Below are 17,291 nucleotides of genomic sequence, written 5' to 3'. Positions count from 1 at the left end.
TCCGAATCAACGCATCGATTCCCAAACCCCGCCGGCGCAAACCGGGCGGGGTTTCTTGTTTTAGCACCCTGCCCAGCAAAGCTCACCGGCCTTGAGAAAGGACAGGAACATGGCAACTTCGGGCACGCCTCAACCGGGCACCAGCTTCACCGGCGCACAATTGATCGTTCATCTGCTGGAGCGGCAGGGTATCACCACCGTCGCCGGCATCCCCGGCGGCGCCGCGCTGCCGCTGTATGACGCGCTGAGCCAAAGCACCCGCATTCACCACGTGCTGGCGCGCCACGAACAGGGCGCGGGCTTTATGGCGCAGGGCATGGCGCGCGCCAACGGCAAAGCGGCGGTGTGCATCGCCTCCAGCGGGCCGGGCGCCACCAACCTGGTCACCGCCATCGCCGACGCCAAGCTCGACTCCATTCCGCTGGTGTGCATCACCGGTCAGGTGCCCTCCTCAATGATCGGCACCGACGCCTTCCAGGAGGTGGACACCTACGGCATTTCCATTCCGATCACTAAGCACAACCATCTGGTGCGCGATATCCGCGAGCTGCCGCAGGTGATCGGCGACGCGTTCCGCATCGCCGAATCCGGCCGCCCCGGCCCAGTCTGGATCGATGTGCCGAAAGATGTGCAAACCGCCACCATCACCCTGGAAGAGCTGCCGCCGATCGCCGTGCCGGACGCCGCCCCAACCTTCGATCCGGCGCTAGTTGCGCAGGCCGCCGCGATGATCAACCAGGCGAAACGCCCGATCCTCTACCTGGGCGGCGGTATCATCTGCGCCGACGCTCACCGGCAGGCGCTGGAACTGGCCGAGCGCGCCGGTCTGCCCACCACCATGACGCTGATGGCGCTGGGGGCGATGCCGGTGGAACACCCGCTGTCGCTGGGCATGTTGGGCATGCACGCGGCGCGCAGCACCAACTTCATTCTGCAGGAGGCCGATCTGCTGATCGTGCTGGGCGCGCGCTTCGACGATCGGGCAATCGGCAAAACCGAGCAGTTCTGCCCTAACGCCGCCATCATTCACGTGGATATCGATCGCGCCGAGCTGGGCAAGGTCAAACAGGCCAACGTGGCGATCCATGCCGACGTCGGCCAGGTACTGCAACAGCTGCTGCCGCAGATCGACACGCAGCCGCGCAGCGCGTGGCTGAGCACCGTCAACGACCTGAAGCGCGAGTTCCCGTTCAACATGCCGAACGCCGACGATCCGCTGAGCCATTACGGCCTGGTGCTGGCCGCCGCGCGCTGCGTGGACGACAGCGCCATTATCACCACCGACGTGGGCCAGCATCAGATGTGGGTGGCGCAGGCCTATCCGCTGAGTCGGCCGCGCCAGTGGCTGACGTCGGGCGGCCTGGGCACCATGGGCTTCGGTCTGCCGGCGGCGATCGGCGCGGCGCTGGCGGAGCCCGAGCGTAAAGTGCTGTGCTTCTCCGGCGACGGCAGCCTGATGATGAACATTCAGGAAATGGCCACCGCCGTCGAACACGATCTGGACGTGAAAATCATTTTGATGAACAACCAGGCGCTGGGGCTGGTGCACCAGCAGCAAACCCTGTTCTACCAGCAGCGCATCTTCGCCGCCGCCTATCCGAAGCGCACCGACTTCCTGAAGATCGCCGCCGGATTCGGGCTGGATACCTGCGATTTGAACGCCGCGGAAGATCCGCAGGCGGCGCTGGCCGAAGCGATCCAACGCCCGGGGCCCTGCCTGATTCACGCGCTGATCGATATCAACGAAAAAGTGTTCCCGATGGTGCCGCCAGGCGCCGCCAACATCGACATGATTGGAGAATAAGCCATGCTGCAACCACAAGATAAACCCCAGGTGATCCTGGAGCTGGCCGTGCGCAACCATCCCGGCGTCATGTCGCACGTTTGCGGGCTGTTCGCTCGCCGCGCGTTCAACGTCGAAGGCATTCTGTGTCTGCCGCTGAAGGACGGCCAGCAGAGCCGCATTTGGCTATTGGTCGCCGACGATCAGCGGCTGGAGCAAATGATCAGCCAGGTGGAAAAGCTGGAAGACGTGCTGCAGGTGAAGCGCCACAGCGAAGACGTGCGGGTATTTGAACAGCTGGAAGCGTTCTTTCAGTAATACGAAGGGGGCTTACGCCCCCGCAATCATTGCCCGGACAGCACCTGCCACAGCAGGTGCCGATACACCGGCATCAAGGGCTGCTGGCTCAGCAGATAACCGACCGCCAGCGCCGCCAGCCAGCTCAATCCGCAAACCACGCGCAGCCGCAGCGGCGTCAGCCAACGGCTCAGCCGATCGGCGCTGCGCTTATCCTCACGCCACCAGCGCCAGCTCAGCCACACAGCCAGCCAGATCGTGAGTGCCGCGGCGAGCAGCAGCCACTTGAACATCGCGCTGTTGGCGCCGGCGGGAATGTCGATCGCCACGCCCGCCAGGATGCCAGGGAAGAAATAGACCGGCGGCCAGGTCAGGCAACCGATGATGTTCGGCAAGGCAAACTTGTACGGCGGCAGATCGAGCATGCCGGCCACCATCGGCACCAGCGGGCGCGTCGGGCCAACGAAGCGGCCGATCAGAATGGTCGCCATGCTGTGCTGGTGCAAGGCGTGCTCGGTTTTGTCGAGCAGCGCTTTGTTCTTCTTCAGGAACGACCAGCGGTGCAAGGGCCCCTTGAAGGCGCGGCCGACGAAATAAGAGATCCAGTCGCCGAGCAGGCAGCCGACGATCCCCGCCGCCCAGGCGTAGTAGAAGTCCACCTTGCCGCTGCCGATCAGCGCGCCGATGCTGGCCATCATCACCGTGCCGGGCAGCAGCAGCCCCACCAGCGCCAGCGACTCGAGAAAAGCGACCAGCAGGACGACCATCAGGGTGAAAGCCAGCGACTGGGTGATCAAATCTTGTAAATAGGCTTCCATTACACCTCTGCGGATTATTCGGCCAAACGGGGCCGAGGATTTTCCAGCGCCGCCGCTGGCGAGTCAATCGATGAATTGTATGCGTATTTGGCAGCGCCGAACGCCGATGGACAATGACTGTATAAAAACACATACTATAATTTATCTATATTAGCGCCAAAACCGACATCTCGCTGAATGTCGCGCACGCCGCCCGGCGGAAGACGAAGGGGTTATGACAGCACTGCAACAGGGTTTCCTGCTCACTCGCCACTGGCGCGACACGCCCGCCGGCACCGAGGTCGAATTTTGGCTGGCGACCGACGCGGGCCCGCGTCAGCTGCGCTTGCCGCCGCAAATCTCGGTGGCGTTTATCCCCGCCGAACAAAAGCCGCGCGCGGAACTGCTGTTGCGCGAAGAACGGCAGGTGGAACTGAAACCGCTGGCACTGACGGATTTTCATCACCGCCCGATGCTGGGGCTGTACTGCCGCCAGCACCGTCAGCTCATCAAGCTGGAAAAACTGCTGCGGGAAGGCGGCGTTACGGTCTACGAGGCCGACATTCGCCCGCCCGAACGCTATCTGATGGAGCGCTTCATCACCGCGCCGGTGTGGTTCAACGGCCAGGCCAACGGCGGCGGGCCGCTGCTCAATGGCCAGATGAAGCCGGCGCCGGACTACCGCCCGACGCTCAGGCTGGTGTCGCTGGATATCGAAACCACCGCCCACGGCGAGCTTTACTCCATCGCGCTGGAAGGCTGCGGCCAGCGGCAGGTGTACATGCTGGGGCCGGCCAACGGCGGCGATGCGCCGCTGGATTTCGATCTGGAATACTGCGCCAGCCGCCCCCAACTGCTGGAACGACTCAACGCGTGGCTGGAGCGCCACGATCCCGACGCCATCATCGGCTGGAACCTGGTGCAGTTCGATCTGCGGGTGCTGCAAAAGCACGCCGAACGCTACCAAATCCCGCTGCGGCTGGGGCGCGGCGGCAACCTGCTGGAGTGGCGCGAGCACGGCTTCAAGCAGAACCACTTTTTCGCCGCCGCCGCCGGCCGCCTGATCATCGACGGCATCGAAGCGCTGAAGTCCGCCACCTGGAATTTTCCCTCCTTCAGCCTGGAATACGTTTCGCAGGAACTGCTGGGTGAAGGCAAGGCGATCGACAACCCTTATCAACGCATGGCGGAGATCGACCGGCGCTTCGCCGAAGACAAGCCGGCGCTGGCCCGCTACAACCTGAAGGACTGCGAGCTGGTGACGCGCATCTTCGCCAAGGCCGATCTGCTCAACTTCCTGCTGGAACGCGCCACCGTCACCGGGCTGGCGGCCGATCGCAGCGGCGGATCGGTGGCGGCCTTCAGCCACCTTTATATGCCGCGCATGCACCGCCTGGGCTTTGTCGCCCCCAACCTCGGCGAACAGCCGGAGGAACACAGCCCCGGCGGCTTCGTGATGGACTCCCGGCCCGGCCTGTACGATTCGGTGCTGGTGCTGGACTATAAAAGCCTGTACCCGTCGATCATCCGCACCTTCCTGATCGATCCGGTCGGACTGGTGGAAGGCATGCGCCACCCAAACGACGCCGATTCCGTGCCCGGCTTTCGCAACGCCCGCTTCTCGCGCAGCAAACACTGCCTGCCGGCGATCGTCGAGCAGATCTGGCAGGGGCGCGAGGCCGCCAAGCGCCAACACAACAAGCCCCTGTCGCAGGCGCTGAAGATCATCATGAACGCGCTGTACGGCGTGCTGGGATCGAGCGGCTGCCGCTTCTTCGATCCGCGGCTGGCGTCGTCGATCACCCTGCGCGGCCACGAGATCATGCGTCAAACCCGCGAGCTGATCGAAGCCGAAGGTTATCAGGTGATTTACGGCGATACCGACTCCACCTTCGTGTGGCTGAAACAGCCGCATAACGAGCAGCAGGCGGCGCAGATCGGCCGGGCGCTGGTGCTGCGGGTCAATGCCTGGTGGCAGCAGCATCTGCAGCAGCGGTTCGGGCTGGAGAACGCGCTGGAGCTGGAGTTCGAAACCCACTATTCCCGCTTCCTGATGCCGACCATTCGCGGCGCCGAACAGGGCAGCAAGAAGCGCTACGCCGGCCTGATCGCACGCGGCGGCGGCGAGGAAGAGATGGTGTACAAAGGCCTGGAAACGGTGCGCACCGACTGGACGCCGCTGGCGCAGCAGTTCCAGCAGCAGCTCTATCAGCGCATCTTCAAACGGCAGCCCTACCAGGACTATGTGCGCGACTACGTCGGCAAAACCCTGAACGGCGACTTCGACGATCAGCTGGTGTACCGCAAGCGCCTGCGCAGGAAACTCGACGACTATCAGCGCAACGTGCCGCCGCACGCCCGCGCCGCGCGCATCGCCGACGACTACAACCGCAGCCAGGGGCGGCCGCTGCAGTATCAGAACGGCGGCTGGATCAGCTACGTGATGACCGTCGCCGGGCCGGAACCGCTGGAAACGCGCCATTCGCCCATCGACTATCAGCATTACCTCGAACGCCAGCTGCAACCGGTGGCAGACGCTATACTCCCTTTCTTGCACGACGATTTCACCACGTTGGTCACCGGGCAGATGGGGCTGTTTTGAGATTGCGCCAGGTTAAGAAAAATCATCCGGTTTTGCAGGTGACGAACGCGCCGCCTTCCATTACCATAGCGCCCTTCCCAAAACTGAACCACGCTTAGCCCTGCCGTCTCGCGACGTCTGCATGGCGTGAACGGCTATTGCCCGTCAAATTTAAAACAAACCGGGATAGCAGACGTTCAGTACAGGTGCCGCGGCCCTTCCCGCCCGGTAACAAGACTTACTTACAAAGAATCGAGCCGACAATATATGCCTTTTACTCTTGGTCAACGCTGGATCAGCGACACGGAAAGCGAATTAGGACTGGGCACCGTCGTGGCGCTGGACGCGCGCATGATTACCCTGCTTTTCCCCGCCACCGGTGAAAACCGCCTCTATGCCAGAAACGATTCGCCGATCACCCGCGTGATGTTCAACCCGGGCGATACCGTCAGCAGCCACGAAGGATGGCAGCTGCAGGTGGAAGAGGTGAAAGAGGAAAACGGTCTGTTGACCTATATCGGCACCCGCCAGGACACCCAGGAGAGCGGCGTGGCGATGCGCGAAGTCCTGCTGGACAGTAAGCTGACCTTCAGCAAGCCGCAGGATCGCCTGTTCGCCGGCCAAATTGACCGCATGGACCGCTTCGCGCTGCGTTTTCGCGCGCGCAAGTACCAGAGCGAGCAGTATCGCCTGCCGTTCGCCGGCCTGCGCGGCATGCGCGCCAGCCTGATCCCGCACCAGCTGCACATCGCCCATGAAGTCGGCCAGCGCCATGCGCCGCGCGTGCTGCTGGCGGACGAAGTCGGCCTCGGCAAAACCATCGAAGCCGGCATGATCATCCACCAGCAGCTGCTGGCGGGCCGCGCCGAGCGCGTGCTGATCGTGGTGCCGGAAACGTTGCAGCACCAGTGGCTGGTGGAGATGATGCGCCGCTTCAACCTCTACTTCTCGCTGTTCGACGACAGCCGCTACGCCGAAGCCAAGCTCGACAGCAGCAACCCGTTCGAAACCGAACAGCTGGTGATCTGCTCGCTGGACTTCGTGCGCCGCAACAAGCAGCGCCTGGAAGAGCTGGCGGACGCCCAGTGGGATCTGCTGGTGGTCGACGAAGCGCACCACCTGGCCTGGAGCGAAGAAGCGCCGAGCCGCGAATATCAGGTGATCGAGCAGTTGGCCGAGCATATCCCCGGCGTGCTGCTGCTGACCGCCACCCCGGAACAGCTGGGCCAACAGAGCCACTTCGCGCGCCTGCGCCTGCTCGATCCAAACCGTTTCCACGACTACGGCGAGTTCGTCGCCGAGCAGCAGAAATACCGCCCGGTGGCCGACGCCGTCACCCTGCTGCTGAGCGGTAAACGCCTGGCCGACGACAAATTGAATCTGCTGGGCGAGCTGATCGACGAGCAGGACATCGAACCGCTGCTCAAAGCCGCCAACAGCGAAGGCGACAACGCCGAGCAGGCGCGCCAGGAGCTGGTTTCCATGCTGATGGATCGCCACGGCACCAGCCGCGTGCTGTTCCGCAACACCCGTAACGGCGTGAAGGGCTTCCCGCACCGCAACCTGCACCAGATCAAGCTGCCGTTGCCGACCCAGTATCAGACCGCGATCAAAGTGTCCGGTATCATGGGCGCCAAGAAGTCCGTCGAAGCGCGCGCGCGCGACATGCTGTACCCGGAGCAGATCTACCAGGAATTCGAGGGCGAAAACGCCACCTGGTGGAACTTCGACCCACGCGTCGAGTGGCTGCTGGACTACCTGCTGGCCAACCGCAACGAAAAAGTGCTGGTGATCTGCGCCAAGGCCGACACCGCGCTGCAGCTGGAGCAGGTGCTGCGCGAGCGTGAAGCGATCCGCGCCGCAGTGTTCCACGAAGGGCTGTCGATTATCGAGCGCGACCGCGCCGCCGCCTACTTCGCCTCCGAAGAGGAAGGCGCGCAGGTGCTGCTGTGTTCCGAGATCGGCTCCGAAGGCCGCAACTTCCAGTTCGCCAGCCAGCTGGTGATGTTCGATCTGCCGTTCAACCCGGACCTGCTGGAACAGCGTATCGGCCGTCTGGACCGTATCGGCCAGATGCACGATATCCAAATCATGGTGCCTTACCTGGAGCACACCGCGCAGGCGGTGCTGGGCCGCTGGTTCCACGAGGGGCTGGACGCCTTCGAACACACCTGCCCGACCGGCCGCACCATCTACGACAGCTGCTACGAGCAGTTGATCGGTTATCTGGCCGCGCCGACCGAACAGGAAGGCTTCGACGAATTCATCCACGCCTGCCGCCAGCAGCACGATCAGTTGAAAGCGCAGCTGGAACAGGGCCGCGACCGCCTGCTGGAGATGCACTCCAACGGCGGCGACAAAGCCCAGGCGCTGGCTGCCGCCATCGCCGAGCAGGATAACGACGTCAATCTGGTGGGCTTCGCGCTCAACCTGTTCGACATCGTCGGCATCAATCAGGAAGACCGCAGCGACAACTTGATCGTGCTGACGCCGTCCGATCATATGCTGGTGCCGGACTTCCCGGGCCTGCCGCAGGACGGCTGCACCGTCACCTTCGACCGCGATCGGGCGCTGTCGCGCGAAGACGCGCAGTTCGTCAGCTGGGAGCACCCGATCATCCGCAACGGCCTGGATCTGATCCTGTCCGGCGATACCGGCAGCTGCGCGGTGTCCCTGTTGAAAAACAAAGCGTTGCCGGTCGGCACCCTGTTGGTTGAGCTGGTGTACGTGGTGGAGGCTCAGGCGCCGAAGCACCTGCAGCTGACCCGCTTCCTGCCGCCGACGCCGATCCGCATGCTGATGGATCGCAAGGGCACCAATCTGGCGGCGCAGGTCGAGTTCGAAAGCTTCAACCGCCAGCTGAACGCGGTCAACCGCCACACCTCCAGCAAGCTGGTCAACGCCGTGCAGCAAGACGTGCACGCCATGCTGCAGCAGGCGGAAAGCCTGGTGGAAGCGCAGGCGCGCACGCTTATCGAACAGGCGAAGCAAGAGGCGGACGACAAGCTGAGCGCCGAGCTGGCGCGTCTGGAAGCGCTGAAGGCGGTCAACCCGAACATCCGCGACGACGAAGTCGAAGCGCTGGAGTTCAACCGCCGTCAGGTGCTGGCCAACCTTAATGAAGCCGGCTGGCGTCTCGACGCCATTCGTCTGGTGGTGGTCACCCACCAGTAACCGGCGCGACGCGGGGCGGCAACCGCCTCCCCGTTCGGCCCTTTTCGCGGAGCCAAGATGGAACCCTACAATCCCCCGCAGGACCCGCTGCACATCCTGTATCAGGATGAACACATCATGGTGGTCAACAAGCCCAGCGGCTTGCTGTCGGTGCCCGGCCGCGCGCCGGAAAACAAAGACAGCCTGATGACCCGCATTCAGGCCGATCATCCGGCCGCCGAATCGGTGCACCGGCTGGACATGGCCACCAGCGGGGTGATCGTGGTGGCGCTCAACAAGGCCGCCGAGCGCGAGCTGAAGCGTCAGTTCCGCGAACGCGAACCGAAGAAATCCTATATCGCCCGCGTTTGGGGGCATATGGCGCATGACGAAGGGTTGGTGGATTTGCCGCTGATCTGCGACTGGCCGAACCGGCCGCTGCAAAAGGTGTGTTTTGACACCGGCAAAGCGGCGCAAACGGAGTATCGGGTGCTGTCGCGCGACGCCGACGGCAGCACCCGCGTGATGCTGACGCCGATCACCGGCCGCTCGCACCAGCTGCGGGTGCACATGCTGGCGCTGGGGCACCCAATCCTCGGCGACGGTTTCTACGCCCCGCCGGAGGCTAAGGCGATGGCGCCGCGGCTGCAGCTGCATGCGCAAGAGCTGCGCATCACCCATCCCGCCTTCCAGACGCCGATGCACTTTCGCGCCGAGCCGGATTTCTAAGCGCATCACCCAGGGATACCCTAAATAATTCGAGTTGCAGGAAGGCGGCAACTAAGCGCAGCCCCGGGAGCGTACAAAAAGTACGTGACCGGGGTAAGCGCGGGCAGCCAACACACCTGCAGCTCGAAGTATGACGGGTATCGTTATTTGAAGCCTTTCTCGCGTTTGATCAGGTCGTACGCCGCCTGAATCTCCTGCGCTTTCTGCTTGGCCATTTCCATCATCTGCGGCGGCAAGCCTTTCGCCACCAGCTTATCCGGATGATGTTCGCTCATCAGCTTACGGTAGGCGCGTTTGATGGTGGCGGCATCGTCGCTGCTGCGCACGCCGAGCACCTTGCACGCATCGTCGAGCGTCGGGCCGCGCTGAGCCTGCTGATAACCGCCCTGCGAATACCCACCCTGCTGACCACCGCCGAACTGACGCCCGCCCTCCATCATGCTGAGGAACTGGTCGAACTGCGCGCGCGAAATGCCCAGCTCTTCGGCGATGACGTACAGCACCTGACGTTCGTTCGGGTGCAACGAGCCGTCGGCGAACGCCGCCTGAATCTGAATTTCCAGAAACATCCGAATCAGATCGAAGCGGCCAAAACAGATGCTGCGGAACTGCTGCAGCGTCTCACGCAGCGGGAACTGGCTCTGTTTGCCCTCGCGAAACGCCTGCTGCGCCGCGGTGCGCGCTTCGCCGTGCAGCTGCAGACGATCCATGAACAGGCTGGCGATCTGGATATCCGCCTCGGTAACGCGTCCTTTGGATTTGGTCAGGTGGCCCATCACCTGAAAAGTGGTGCGGAAAAACAGCGTTTGCCGCGTTTGCTGGTCGGTGAAGAACCCCCGGCTGCGCTTGTTGCTGCGCGCCGTATCGATCATATGACCGATAATCAGCCCCAGAACTACACCCCAGAATCCCGCGCCAGACCAAATGGCGACGATGACGCCGAGCAGTTTTCCCCAATACTGCATATACTCCTCAATTATCATGCCGAAAGCCGCCCGCCCCCTTCGCTTCAGGAAAGGGCGCAGGCGATTTTTCCCAGAATTTGGATTATCATACCTGTCATTTATCTTTGCGCCTAACGACGACGCAAGTAAACGGCTGGATTTAGCACTAGCGCAACGCAGATGAGTAATATAGTCTCTGACCGTTTGCCGGACATGACGCCTCTGATGACGGAACACCAAAACCGCGTATGAAAAAAAGTTTCCCAACACTGCTGGCCACGATGATTTGGACGGCACTCTACAGTCAGCACGCGCTGGCTGATCTGGCCGAGCAATGCATGCTTGGCGTTCCCGTTTACGACAAACCTTTGGTCAGCGGCGATCCAAACAGCCTGCCGGTCACCATCAATGCCGATGACTCGCGCGCCGACTATCCGAAAAGCGCCCTGTTCAGCGGCAACGTGCATATCGAGCAGGGCAACAGCACCCTGACCGCCAAAGAAGTCGAGCTGAACCAGACGCAAGACCCTGGCCAGGCGGAGCCGGTGCGCACCGTCACCGCCACCGGCGACGTGCACTACAGCGACAATCAGATCAAACTGAAAGGCCCGAAGGCCTGGTCGAACCTGAACACCAAAGATACCGACGTCTATGAAGGCGACTACCAAATGGTAGGCCGTCAGGGGCGTGGCGACGCCGACAAGATGAAAATGCGCGGCGCCAACCGTTACACCATTCTGGAAAACGGCACCTTTACCTCCTGTCTGCCGGGCGACGACAGCTGGAGCGTGGTCGGCTCCGAAGTGATCCACGATCGCGAAGAGCAGGTGGCGGAAGTGTGGAACGCCCGCTTCCGCATCGGCGGCGTGCCGGTGTTCTACAGCCCGTACCTGCAATTGCCGGTCGGCGACAAGCGCCGTTCCGGCTTCCTGATCCCGAACGCCAAGTACGGCAGCAACAACGGCTTCGAGTTCATGTTGCCGTACTACTGGAACATCGCGCCGAACTACGACGCCACCATCACGCCGCACTATATGTCCAAGCGCGGCCTGCAGTGGCAGACCGAGTTCCGCTATCTGGTGCAGCCGGGCCTCGGCCTGATGGAATTCGACTGGCTGCCGGACGACAAGGAATACGGCAAAGATCATGACGACAGCAAGCGCTGGCTGTTCTACTGGAACCACAACGGCGTCATGGATCAGGTGTGGCGCTTCAACGTCGACTACACCAAGGTCAGCGATTCCAAATACTTCACCGATCTGGACTCCAAGTACGGTTCCACCACCGACGGCTACGCCACGCAGAAATTCAGCCTCGGCTACGCCAATGAGAACTGGAACGCCACGCTGAGCTCCAAGCAGTTCCAGATTTACGACGATACCGATCGCTCACAGTCGGAATCGTATAAAGTTCAGCCGCAGCTGGATCTGAACTACTACAAAAACGACCTCGGCCCGTTCGATTTCCATATTTACGGCCAGGCGGCCAAGTTCACCAGCGTCAACCCGTACAGCCCGGACGCCACCCGTCTGCATATGGAGCCGACGCTCAACCTGCCGCTGACCAACGGCTGGGCCAGCCTGAACACCGAAGCCAAGGTGATGGCGACCCACTACCAGCAGGATATTCCTGACGGTTTCGCCGCCAACTACCAGAGCCGCAAAGGCGCCGTTGCACCGGAGCTTGATGATTCGGTCAACCGCGTATTGCCGCAGTTCAAGGTCGACGGCAAGCTGGTGTTCGAACGCCCGATGATCTGGGCCGAAGGCGCCACCCAGACGCTGGAGCCGCGCGTACAGTACCTGTACGTGCCCTACCGCGACCAGAGCAACATCTACACCTACGACACCACGCTGCTGCAGACCGACTACTCCGGCCTGTTCCGCGACCGCACCTACAGCGGCCTGGATCGCATCGCTTCGCAGAACCGCGTCTCCACCGGTTTGACCACCCGCATTTATGATGACGCGCTGGTTGAACGTTTTAACGCTTCCGTGGGTCAAATCTACTACTTCAGCCGTTCGCGCACCGGCGATCAGGTAACCGGGTACGACAACAACGACGATACCGGCAGCGTGGCCTGGGCCGGCGATACCTATTGGAAAATCGACGATCGTTGGGGCCTGCGCGGCGGCCTGCAGTACGACACCCGCCTGAACAGCGTCTCGCTGGGCAACGGCGTGGTGGAATACCGCCAGGATGCCGAGCGCGTGGTGCAGTTGAACTACCGTTACGCCACGCCGGAATACATCCAGACGGCGTTGAACACCAAAACGGTTCCGGCCTTCCAGGACGGCATATCGCAGGTGGGCATCACCGGCAGCTGGCCGATCGCCGATCGTTGGGCGGTGGTCGGGGCGTATTACTACGACACCCGCGCCAAACAATCCGCCGATCAGCTGGTGGGGCTGAAGTACAACACCTGCTGCTGGGCAGTGACCCTGGGCTATGAGCGCAAGATCACCGACTGGAACAACAGCAACAGCGTTTACGACAACAGAGTTTCGTTCAACGTCGAACTGCGCGGCCTGAGCAGCGATCATAGTCTCGGCTCCGCAGAAATGCTGCGCTCCGGCATTCTGCCGTATCAGCGCGCATTCTGACGCTTTGCAACACTTTGAAAACGAGAACTTTCACCCGCATTTGCGGATTACATAATGGGAAATGTATGAAGAACTGGAGAACGCTTATTCTCGGATTGGTGGTTTGCGCCAATGCCGCGTTCGCAGCACCCCAAGAAGTGGATAAAGTCGCCGCCGTCGTGGATAACGGCGTGGTACTCGAAAGCGACGTCAACGGTCTGTTGCAGTCAGTGAAGCTCAACGCCCAGCAGGCCGGCCAGCAATTGCCGGACGACAAGACGCTGCGCCATCAGATCATCGAACGCCTGATCATGGATAACATCCAGCTGCAGATGGCCAAGAAAATGGGCATCACCGTGTCCGACGCCGATCTGGACAAGGCGATCGCCAACATCGCCGCGCAAAACAAGATGAGCGTCGATCAGCTGCGCAGCCGCCTGTCGTACGAAGGGTTGAACTACAACACCTACCGTTCGCAGATCCGCAAAGAGATGCTGATCTCCGAAGTGCGTAACAACGAAGTGCGCCGTCGCGTCACCATCCTGCCGCAGGAAGTGGACGCGCTGGCGAAACAGGTGGGCGCGCAGAACGGCAGCGACACCGAAATGAACATCAGCCACATCCTGATCCCGCTGCCGGAGAATCCGTCGCAGCAGCAGGTCGACAAAGCCGAAGAGCTGGCCAAACGCCTGGTGGGTGAGATCAACAGCGGCGCCGACTTCGGCAAGCTGGCGATCACCTACTCCGCCGATTCTCAGGCGCTGAAAGGCGGCAACATGGGCTGGGGCAAGCTGCAAGAGATCCCGACCCTGTTCGCGGAACGTCTGGTGAGCGCCAAGAAAGGCGACGTCGTCGGCCCAATCCGTTCCGGCGTCGGCTTCCACATCCTGAAAGTGAACGACATCCGCGGCGCGAGCCAGTCGGTGTCGGTTACCGAAGTGCACGCCCGTCACATCCTGCTGAAACCTTCGGTGGTGCTGACCGACGATCAGGCGCGCGCCAAGCTGCAATCCGTGGCGGAAGCGATCAAGAGCGGCCGCGCCAAGTTTGCCGACGAAGCCAAACAGCTGTCGCAGGATCCGGGTTCTGCCATGCAGGGCGGCGATCTGGGCTGGGCTTCCCCGGACATCTACGATCCGGCCTTCCGCGATGCGTTACTGAAGCTGAGCAAGGGTGAAATCAGCGCGCCGGTCCACTCTTCCTTCGGCTGGCACCTGATTCAGCTGCTGGACACTCGTCAGGTGGATAAGACCGACGCCGCGCAGAAAGATCGCGCTTACCGCATGCTGTTCAACCGTAAATTCGCCGAAGAAGCGCAGACCTGGATGCAGGAACAGCGCGCCCAGGCTTACGTGAAGATCCTCGATGGCAGCGATGCACAGCAATAAACGCGTCGTCATTACCCCCGGCGAACCCGCCGGGGTAGGGCCGGATTTGGTAGCAGCGCTGGCGCAACAGGATTGGCCTGTTGAGCTGGTGGTGTGCGCCGATCCGGCCCTGCTGCTTGAACGCGCCAAGCGTTTGGGCCTGCCGCTGACGCTGCGCGACTACCAGCCGCAGCAACCGGCCGAAGCGCAACGCGCCGGCACGCTGACCGTGCTGCCGGTGCCGCTCGCTCACCCGGTCACCGCCGGGGAGCTGAACGTCGGCAACAGTGCCTACGTGGTGGAAACCCTGGCGCGCGCCTGCGACGGCTGCCTCAACGGCGAATTCGCTGCGCTGATCACCGGCCCGGTGAACAAGGGCGTGATCAACGACGCCGGCGTGCCGTTTATCGGCCATACCGAATTCTTTGCCGATCGCAGCCGCTGCGATCGCGTGGTGATGATGCTCGCGACCGAAGAGCTGCGCGTGGCGCTGGCGACCACCCACCTGCCGCTGCTGGCGGTGCCGGGCGCCATCACGCAACAGAGCCTGTTCGAAGTCATCCGCATCCTCGACCACGATCTGAAAACCAAATTTGGCATCGCCCGGCCGCACATTTACGTCTGCGGCCTGAACCCCCACGCCGGGGAAGGCGGCCATATGGGGCACGAAGAGATAGACACCATCATCCCTGCGCTCGACGCGCTGCGCGCTGAGGGCATCCATCTTGTCGGCCCGCTGCCGGCGGACACCCTGTTCCAGCCCAAATATCTGCAAGATGCCGATGCGGTGCTGGCGATGTATCACGATCAGGGGCTGCCGGTGCTAAAATACCAAGGGTTCGGCCGCGCGGTGAATATCACCCTCGGTTTGCCTTTCATACGCACCTCGGTCGACCACGGTACCGCTCTGGAACTGGCCGGCACCGGCACCGCCGATGTCGGCAGTTTCCAAACGGCCCTGAATCTCGCCATTAAAATGATAATTAATTGTAATGAATAACAGAGTCCACCAAGGGCACTTTGCCCGCAAACGCTTTGGACAAAACTTTTTAACCGATCAGTTTGTCATCGATAGCATTGTCTCCGCCATTCACCCGCAGCCGGGCGAAGCGGTGGTCGAGATCGGCCCCGGCCTCGGCGCCTTGACCGAGCCGGTCGGCGCGCGCATGGACCGCATGACGGTGATCGAACTGGACCGCGATCTGGCCACCCGGCTGGAAAACCACCCGCGGCTGAAAGACAAGCTGACCATCCACCAGCAGGACGCCATGACGGTGAATTTCGCCGAACTGGCCGAGGAAGCTGGCCAACCGCTGCGCGTATTTGGTAACCTGCCGTACAATATTTCGACGCCGCTGATGTTCCACCTTTTCAGCTATACTCAGGCAATCCGCGACATGCACTTTATGTTGCAAAAAGAGGTGGTCAACCGTCTGGTGGCCGGCCCGAACAGCAAGGCCTACGGGCGTTTGACCGTGATGGCGCAGTACTACTGCAACGTCATTCCGGTGCTGGAAGTGCCGCCGACCGCGTTCGCGCCGCCGCCGAAGGTCGATTCCGCCGTGGTGCGTCTGGTGCCGCACAGCGTGCTGCCGAATCCGGTGGGCGACGTGCGCATGCTGAGCCGCATCACCACGCAGGCGTTCAACCAGCGGCGGAAAACCATCCGCAACAGCCTGGGCGACCTGTTCACGCCGGAGCAGCTGACGGAGCTGGGCGTCGATCCTTCGCTCAGAGCAGAAAATATTTCTGTGGCGCAGTACTGCAAGCTGGCGAACTGGCTGTCAGCCAATCCGGCGCCGCAGCAATAAGGAGTTGTTGTCATGATTGATTCGCCCCGCGTGTGTATTCAGGTTCAGAGCATCTATGTGGAATCACAGTCGATCCCTGAAGAAGAGCGTTACGTCTTCGCCTATACCATCACCATCCGCAATCTGGGGCGGACCGACGTGCAACTGCTGGGCCGTTACTGGCTGATCACCAACAGCAACGGCCGCCAAACCGAAGTTCAGGGCGAAGGCGTGATCGGCGAACAGCCCGTCATTCCGCCCGGCGGAGAGTTTCAGTACACCAGCGGCGCCATTCTGGAAACGCCGCTGGGCACCATGGAAGGCCATTACGAAATGGTTGACCACCAGGGTCAGCCGTTCCGCACCGCTATTCCCGTGTTTCGCTTAGCCATTCCAACGCTGATCCATTAATTATGTCGACATACCTTATCGGCGACGTTCACGGCTGTTTCGATGAACTGAAGTCGCTGCTGGCTCAGGTTGCGTTCGATCCCGAGCGCGATCAACTGTGGCTGACCGGCGATCTGGTGGCGCGCGGCCCCGCCTCGCTGGACGTGCTGCGCTTTGTGCGCTCGCTCGGCCCGGCGGTGCGCATGGTGCTGGGCAACCACGATCTGCACCTGCTGGCGGTTTACGCCGGCATCAGCCGCAACAAACCCAAAGATCGCATCACCCCGCTGCTGGAGGCCCCGGACGCCGACGAGCTGATCAACTGGCTGCGCCGCCAACCGGTGCTGCAGGTGGATGATGAGCAAAAACTGGTGATGGCGCACGCCGGCATCACCCCGCAGTGGGATATCGACACCGCGAAAATGTGCGCGCGCGAAGTGGAAGCGGTATTAAGCAGCGACAGCTACCCGCTGTTCCTCGACGCCATGTACGGCGATATGCCGAACAACTGGACGCCGGAGCTGAGCGGCCTGGCGCGTCTGCGTTTCAGCACCAATGCGCTGACGCGCATGCGTTATTGCTTCCCCAACGGCCAGCTCGACATGATCTGCAAAGATGCGCCGGGCACCGCGCCCGCGCCGCTGAAACCGTGGTTCGATCTGCCACGCCTGGTGGATCCGGAATACACCATCGTCTTCGGCCACTGGGCCTCGCTGGAAGGCAAGGGCACGCCGGAAGGCGTGATCGGGCTGGACACAGGCTGCTGCTGGGGCGGCGATCTGACGATGCTGCGCTGGGAAGACCACCGTTACTTCACGCAGCCCGCTAATCGCGGCGAGGCGCCCGACCACGCCGGCAGGCTGGCCGCGTTCTGAAAA

The 17,291-nt window shown here is 62.1% G+C and carries 13 protein-coding genes; 11 read left to right on the top strand and 2 right to left on the bottom strand.

Annotated elements, in window-relative coordinates:
• The first annotated feature begins 109 nt into the window (after window positions 1-109).
• On the top strand, window positions 110-1,804 hold the full coding sequence (ilvB, locus tag ACF8MC_RS19035; RefSeq protein WP_047569348.1) for an acetolactate synthase large subunit: 1,695 nt from the start codon (window positions 110-112) through the stop codon (window positions 1,802-1,804).
• A 3-nt stretch (window positions 1,805-1,807) separates the two neighbouring features.
• Window positions 1,808-2,101: an acetolactate synthase small subunit gene (gene ilvN, locus ACF8MC_RS19030; protein WP_016929110.1), complete on the top strand. Its 294-nt coding sequence runs from the start codon at window positions 1,808-1,810 to the stop codon at window positions 2,099-2,101.
• 26 nt (window positions 2,102-2,127) lie between these two features.
• Here the strand turns inward: ilvN and ACF8MC_RS19025 are convergent, their stop codons facing one another.
• Window positions 2,128-2,898, bottom strand: a complete 771-nt coding sequence (locus tag ACF8MC_RS19025) for a DedA family protein (RefSeq protein WP_033637083.1) — start codon at window positions 2,896-2,898, stop codon at window positions 2,128-2,130.
• A gap of 214 nt (window positions 2,899-3,112) precedes the next feature.
• Between ACF8MC_RS19025 and ACF8MC_RS19020 the strand changes: the two genes are divergently transcribed.
• The 3 genes from ACF8MC_RS19020 (at window position 3,113) to rluA (ending at window position 9,340) form a co-directional block, all read left to right on the top strand.
• Window positions 3,113-5,479: a DNA polymerase II gene (locus tag ACF8MC_RS19020; protein ID WP_164105380.1), complete on the top strand. Its 2,367-nt coding sequence runs from the start codon at window positions 3,113-3,115 to the stop codon at window positions 5,477-5,479.
• A gap of 246 nt (window positions 5,480-5,725) precedes the next feature.
• Window positions 5,726-8,632, top strand: a complete 2,907-nt coding sequence (gene rapA, locus ACF8MC_RS19015) for an RNA polymerase-associated protein RapA (protein ID WP_033637081.1) — start codon at window positions 5,726-5,728, stop codon at window positions 8,630-8,632.
• Between the two features lie 57 nt (window positions 8,633-8,689).
• The gene (gene rluA / locus ACF8MC_RS19010) at window positions 8,690-9,340 is read left to right on the top strand and encodes a bifunctional tRNA pseudouridine(32) synthase/23S rRNA pseudouridine(746) synthase RluA (RefSeq protein ID WP_063991427.1); all 651 of its coding nucleotides are present in this window, start codon (window positions 8,690-8,692) and stop codon (window positions 9,338-9,340) included.
• 143 nt (window positions 9,341-9,483) lie between these two features.
• Here the strand turns inward: rluA and djlA are convergent, their stop codons facing one another.
• The gene (gene djlA, locus ACF8MC_RS19005) at window positions 9,484-10,305 is read right to left on the bottom strand and encodes a co-chaperone DjlA (RefSeq protein ID WP_015376627.1); all 822 of its coding nucleotides are present in this window, start codon (window positions 10,303-10,305) and stop codon (window positions 9,484-9,486) included.
• 227 nt (window positions 10,306-10,532) lie between these two features.
• On the opposite strand from djlA, the gene lptD reads away from it, so the two are divergent.
• From lptD to apaH, 6 genes are all read left to right on the top strand, one after another.
• Window positions 10,533-12,887, top strand: a complete 2,355-nt coding sequence (gene lptD / locus ACF8MC_RS19000; protein ID WP_060426340.1) for an LPS assembly protein LptD — start codon at window positions 10,533-10,535, stop codon at window positions 12,885-12,887.
• Window positions 12,888-12,952: 65 nt separating this feature from the next.
• The gene (gene surA, locus ACF8MC_RS18995; RefSeq protein WP_033637077.1) at window positions 12,953-14,254 is read left to right on the top strand and encodes a peptidylprolyl isomerase SurA; all 1,302 of its coding nucleotides are present in this window, start codon (window positions 12,953-12,955) and stop codon (window positions 14,252-14,254) included.
• Window positions 14,241-15,233: a 4-hydroxythreonine-4-phosphate dehydrogenase PdxA gene (gene pdxA / locus ACF8MC_RS18990; RefSeq protein ID WP_033649277.1), complete on the top strand. Its 993-nt coding sequence runs from the start codon at window positions 14,241-14,243 to the stop codon at window positions 15,231-15,233. Before surA ends, pdxA begins: the two co-directional genes overlap by 14 nt.
• Window positions 15,226-16,044, top strand: a complete 819-nt coding sequence (rsmA, locus tag ACF8MC_RS18985; protein WP_033637076.1) for a 16S rRNA (adenine(1518)-N(6)/adenine(1519)-N(6))-dimethyltransferase RsmA — start codon at window positions 15,226-15,228, stop codon at window positions 16,042-16,044. The genes pdxA and rsmA overlap by 8 nt, the downstream gene beginning before the upstream one ends.
• A 12-nt stretch (window positions 16,045-16,056) precedes the next feature.
• Entirely contained in the window at window positions 16,057-16,434 is a 378-nt protein-coding gene (apaG, locus tag ACF8MC_RS18980) for a Co2+/Mg2+ efflux protein ApaG (protein WP_016929119.1), read from the top strand.
• A 2-nt stretch (window positions 16,435-16,436) separates the two neighbouring features.
• Window positions 16,437-17,288 carry a bis(5'-nucleosyl)-tetraphosphatase (symmetrical) ApaH gene (apaH, locus tag ACF8MC_RS18975; RefSeq protein WP_060457180.1) on the top strand — a complete coding sequence of 284 codons (852 nt, stop codon included), beginning with the start codon at window positions 16,437-16,439 and terminating at the stop codon, window positions 17,286-17,288.
• Window positions 17,289-17,291: the final 3 nt, after the last annotated feature.

It is taken from the genome of Serratia sp. LACPHL-BACT-2024-00286 (assembly GCF_043109535.1).
GTDB lineage: Bacteria > Pseudomonadota > Gammaproteobacteria > Enterobacterales > Enterobacteriaceae > Serratia > Serratia sarumanii.
The sequence above is the reverse complement of the archived record's forward strand: the minus strand, read 5'-3'. Positions and strand labels throughout refer to the sequence as shown.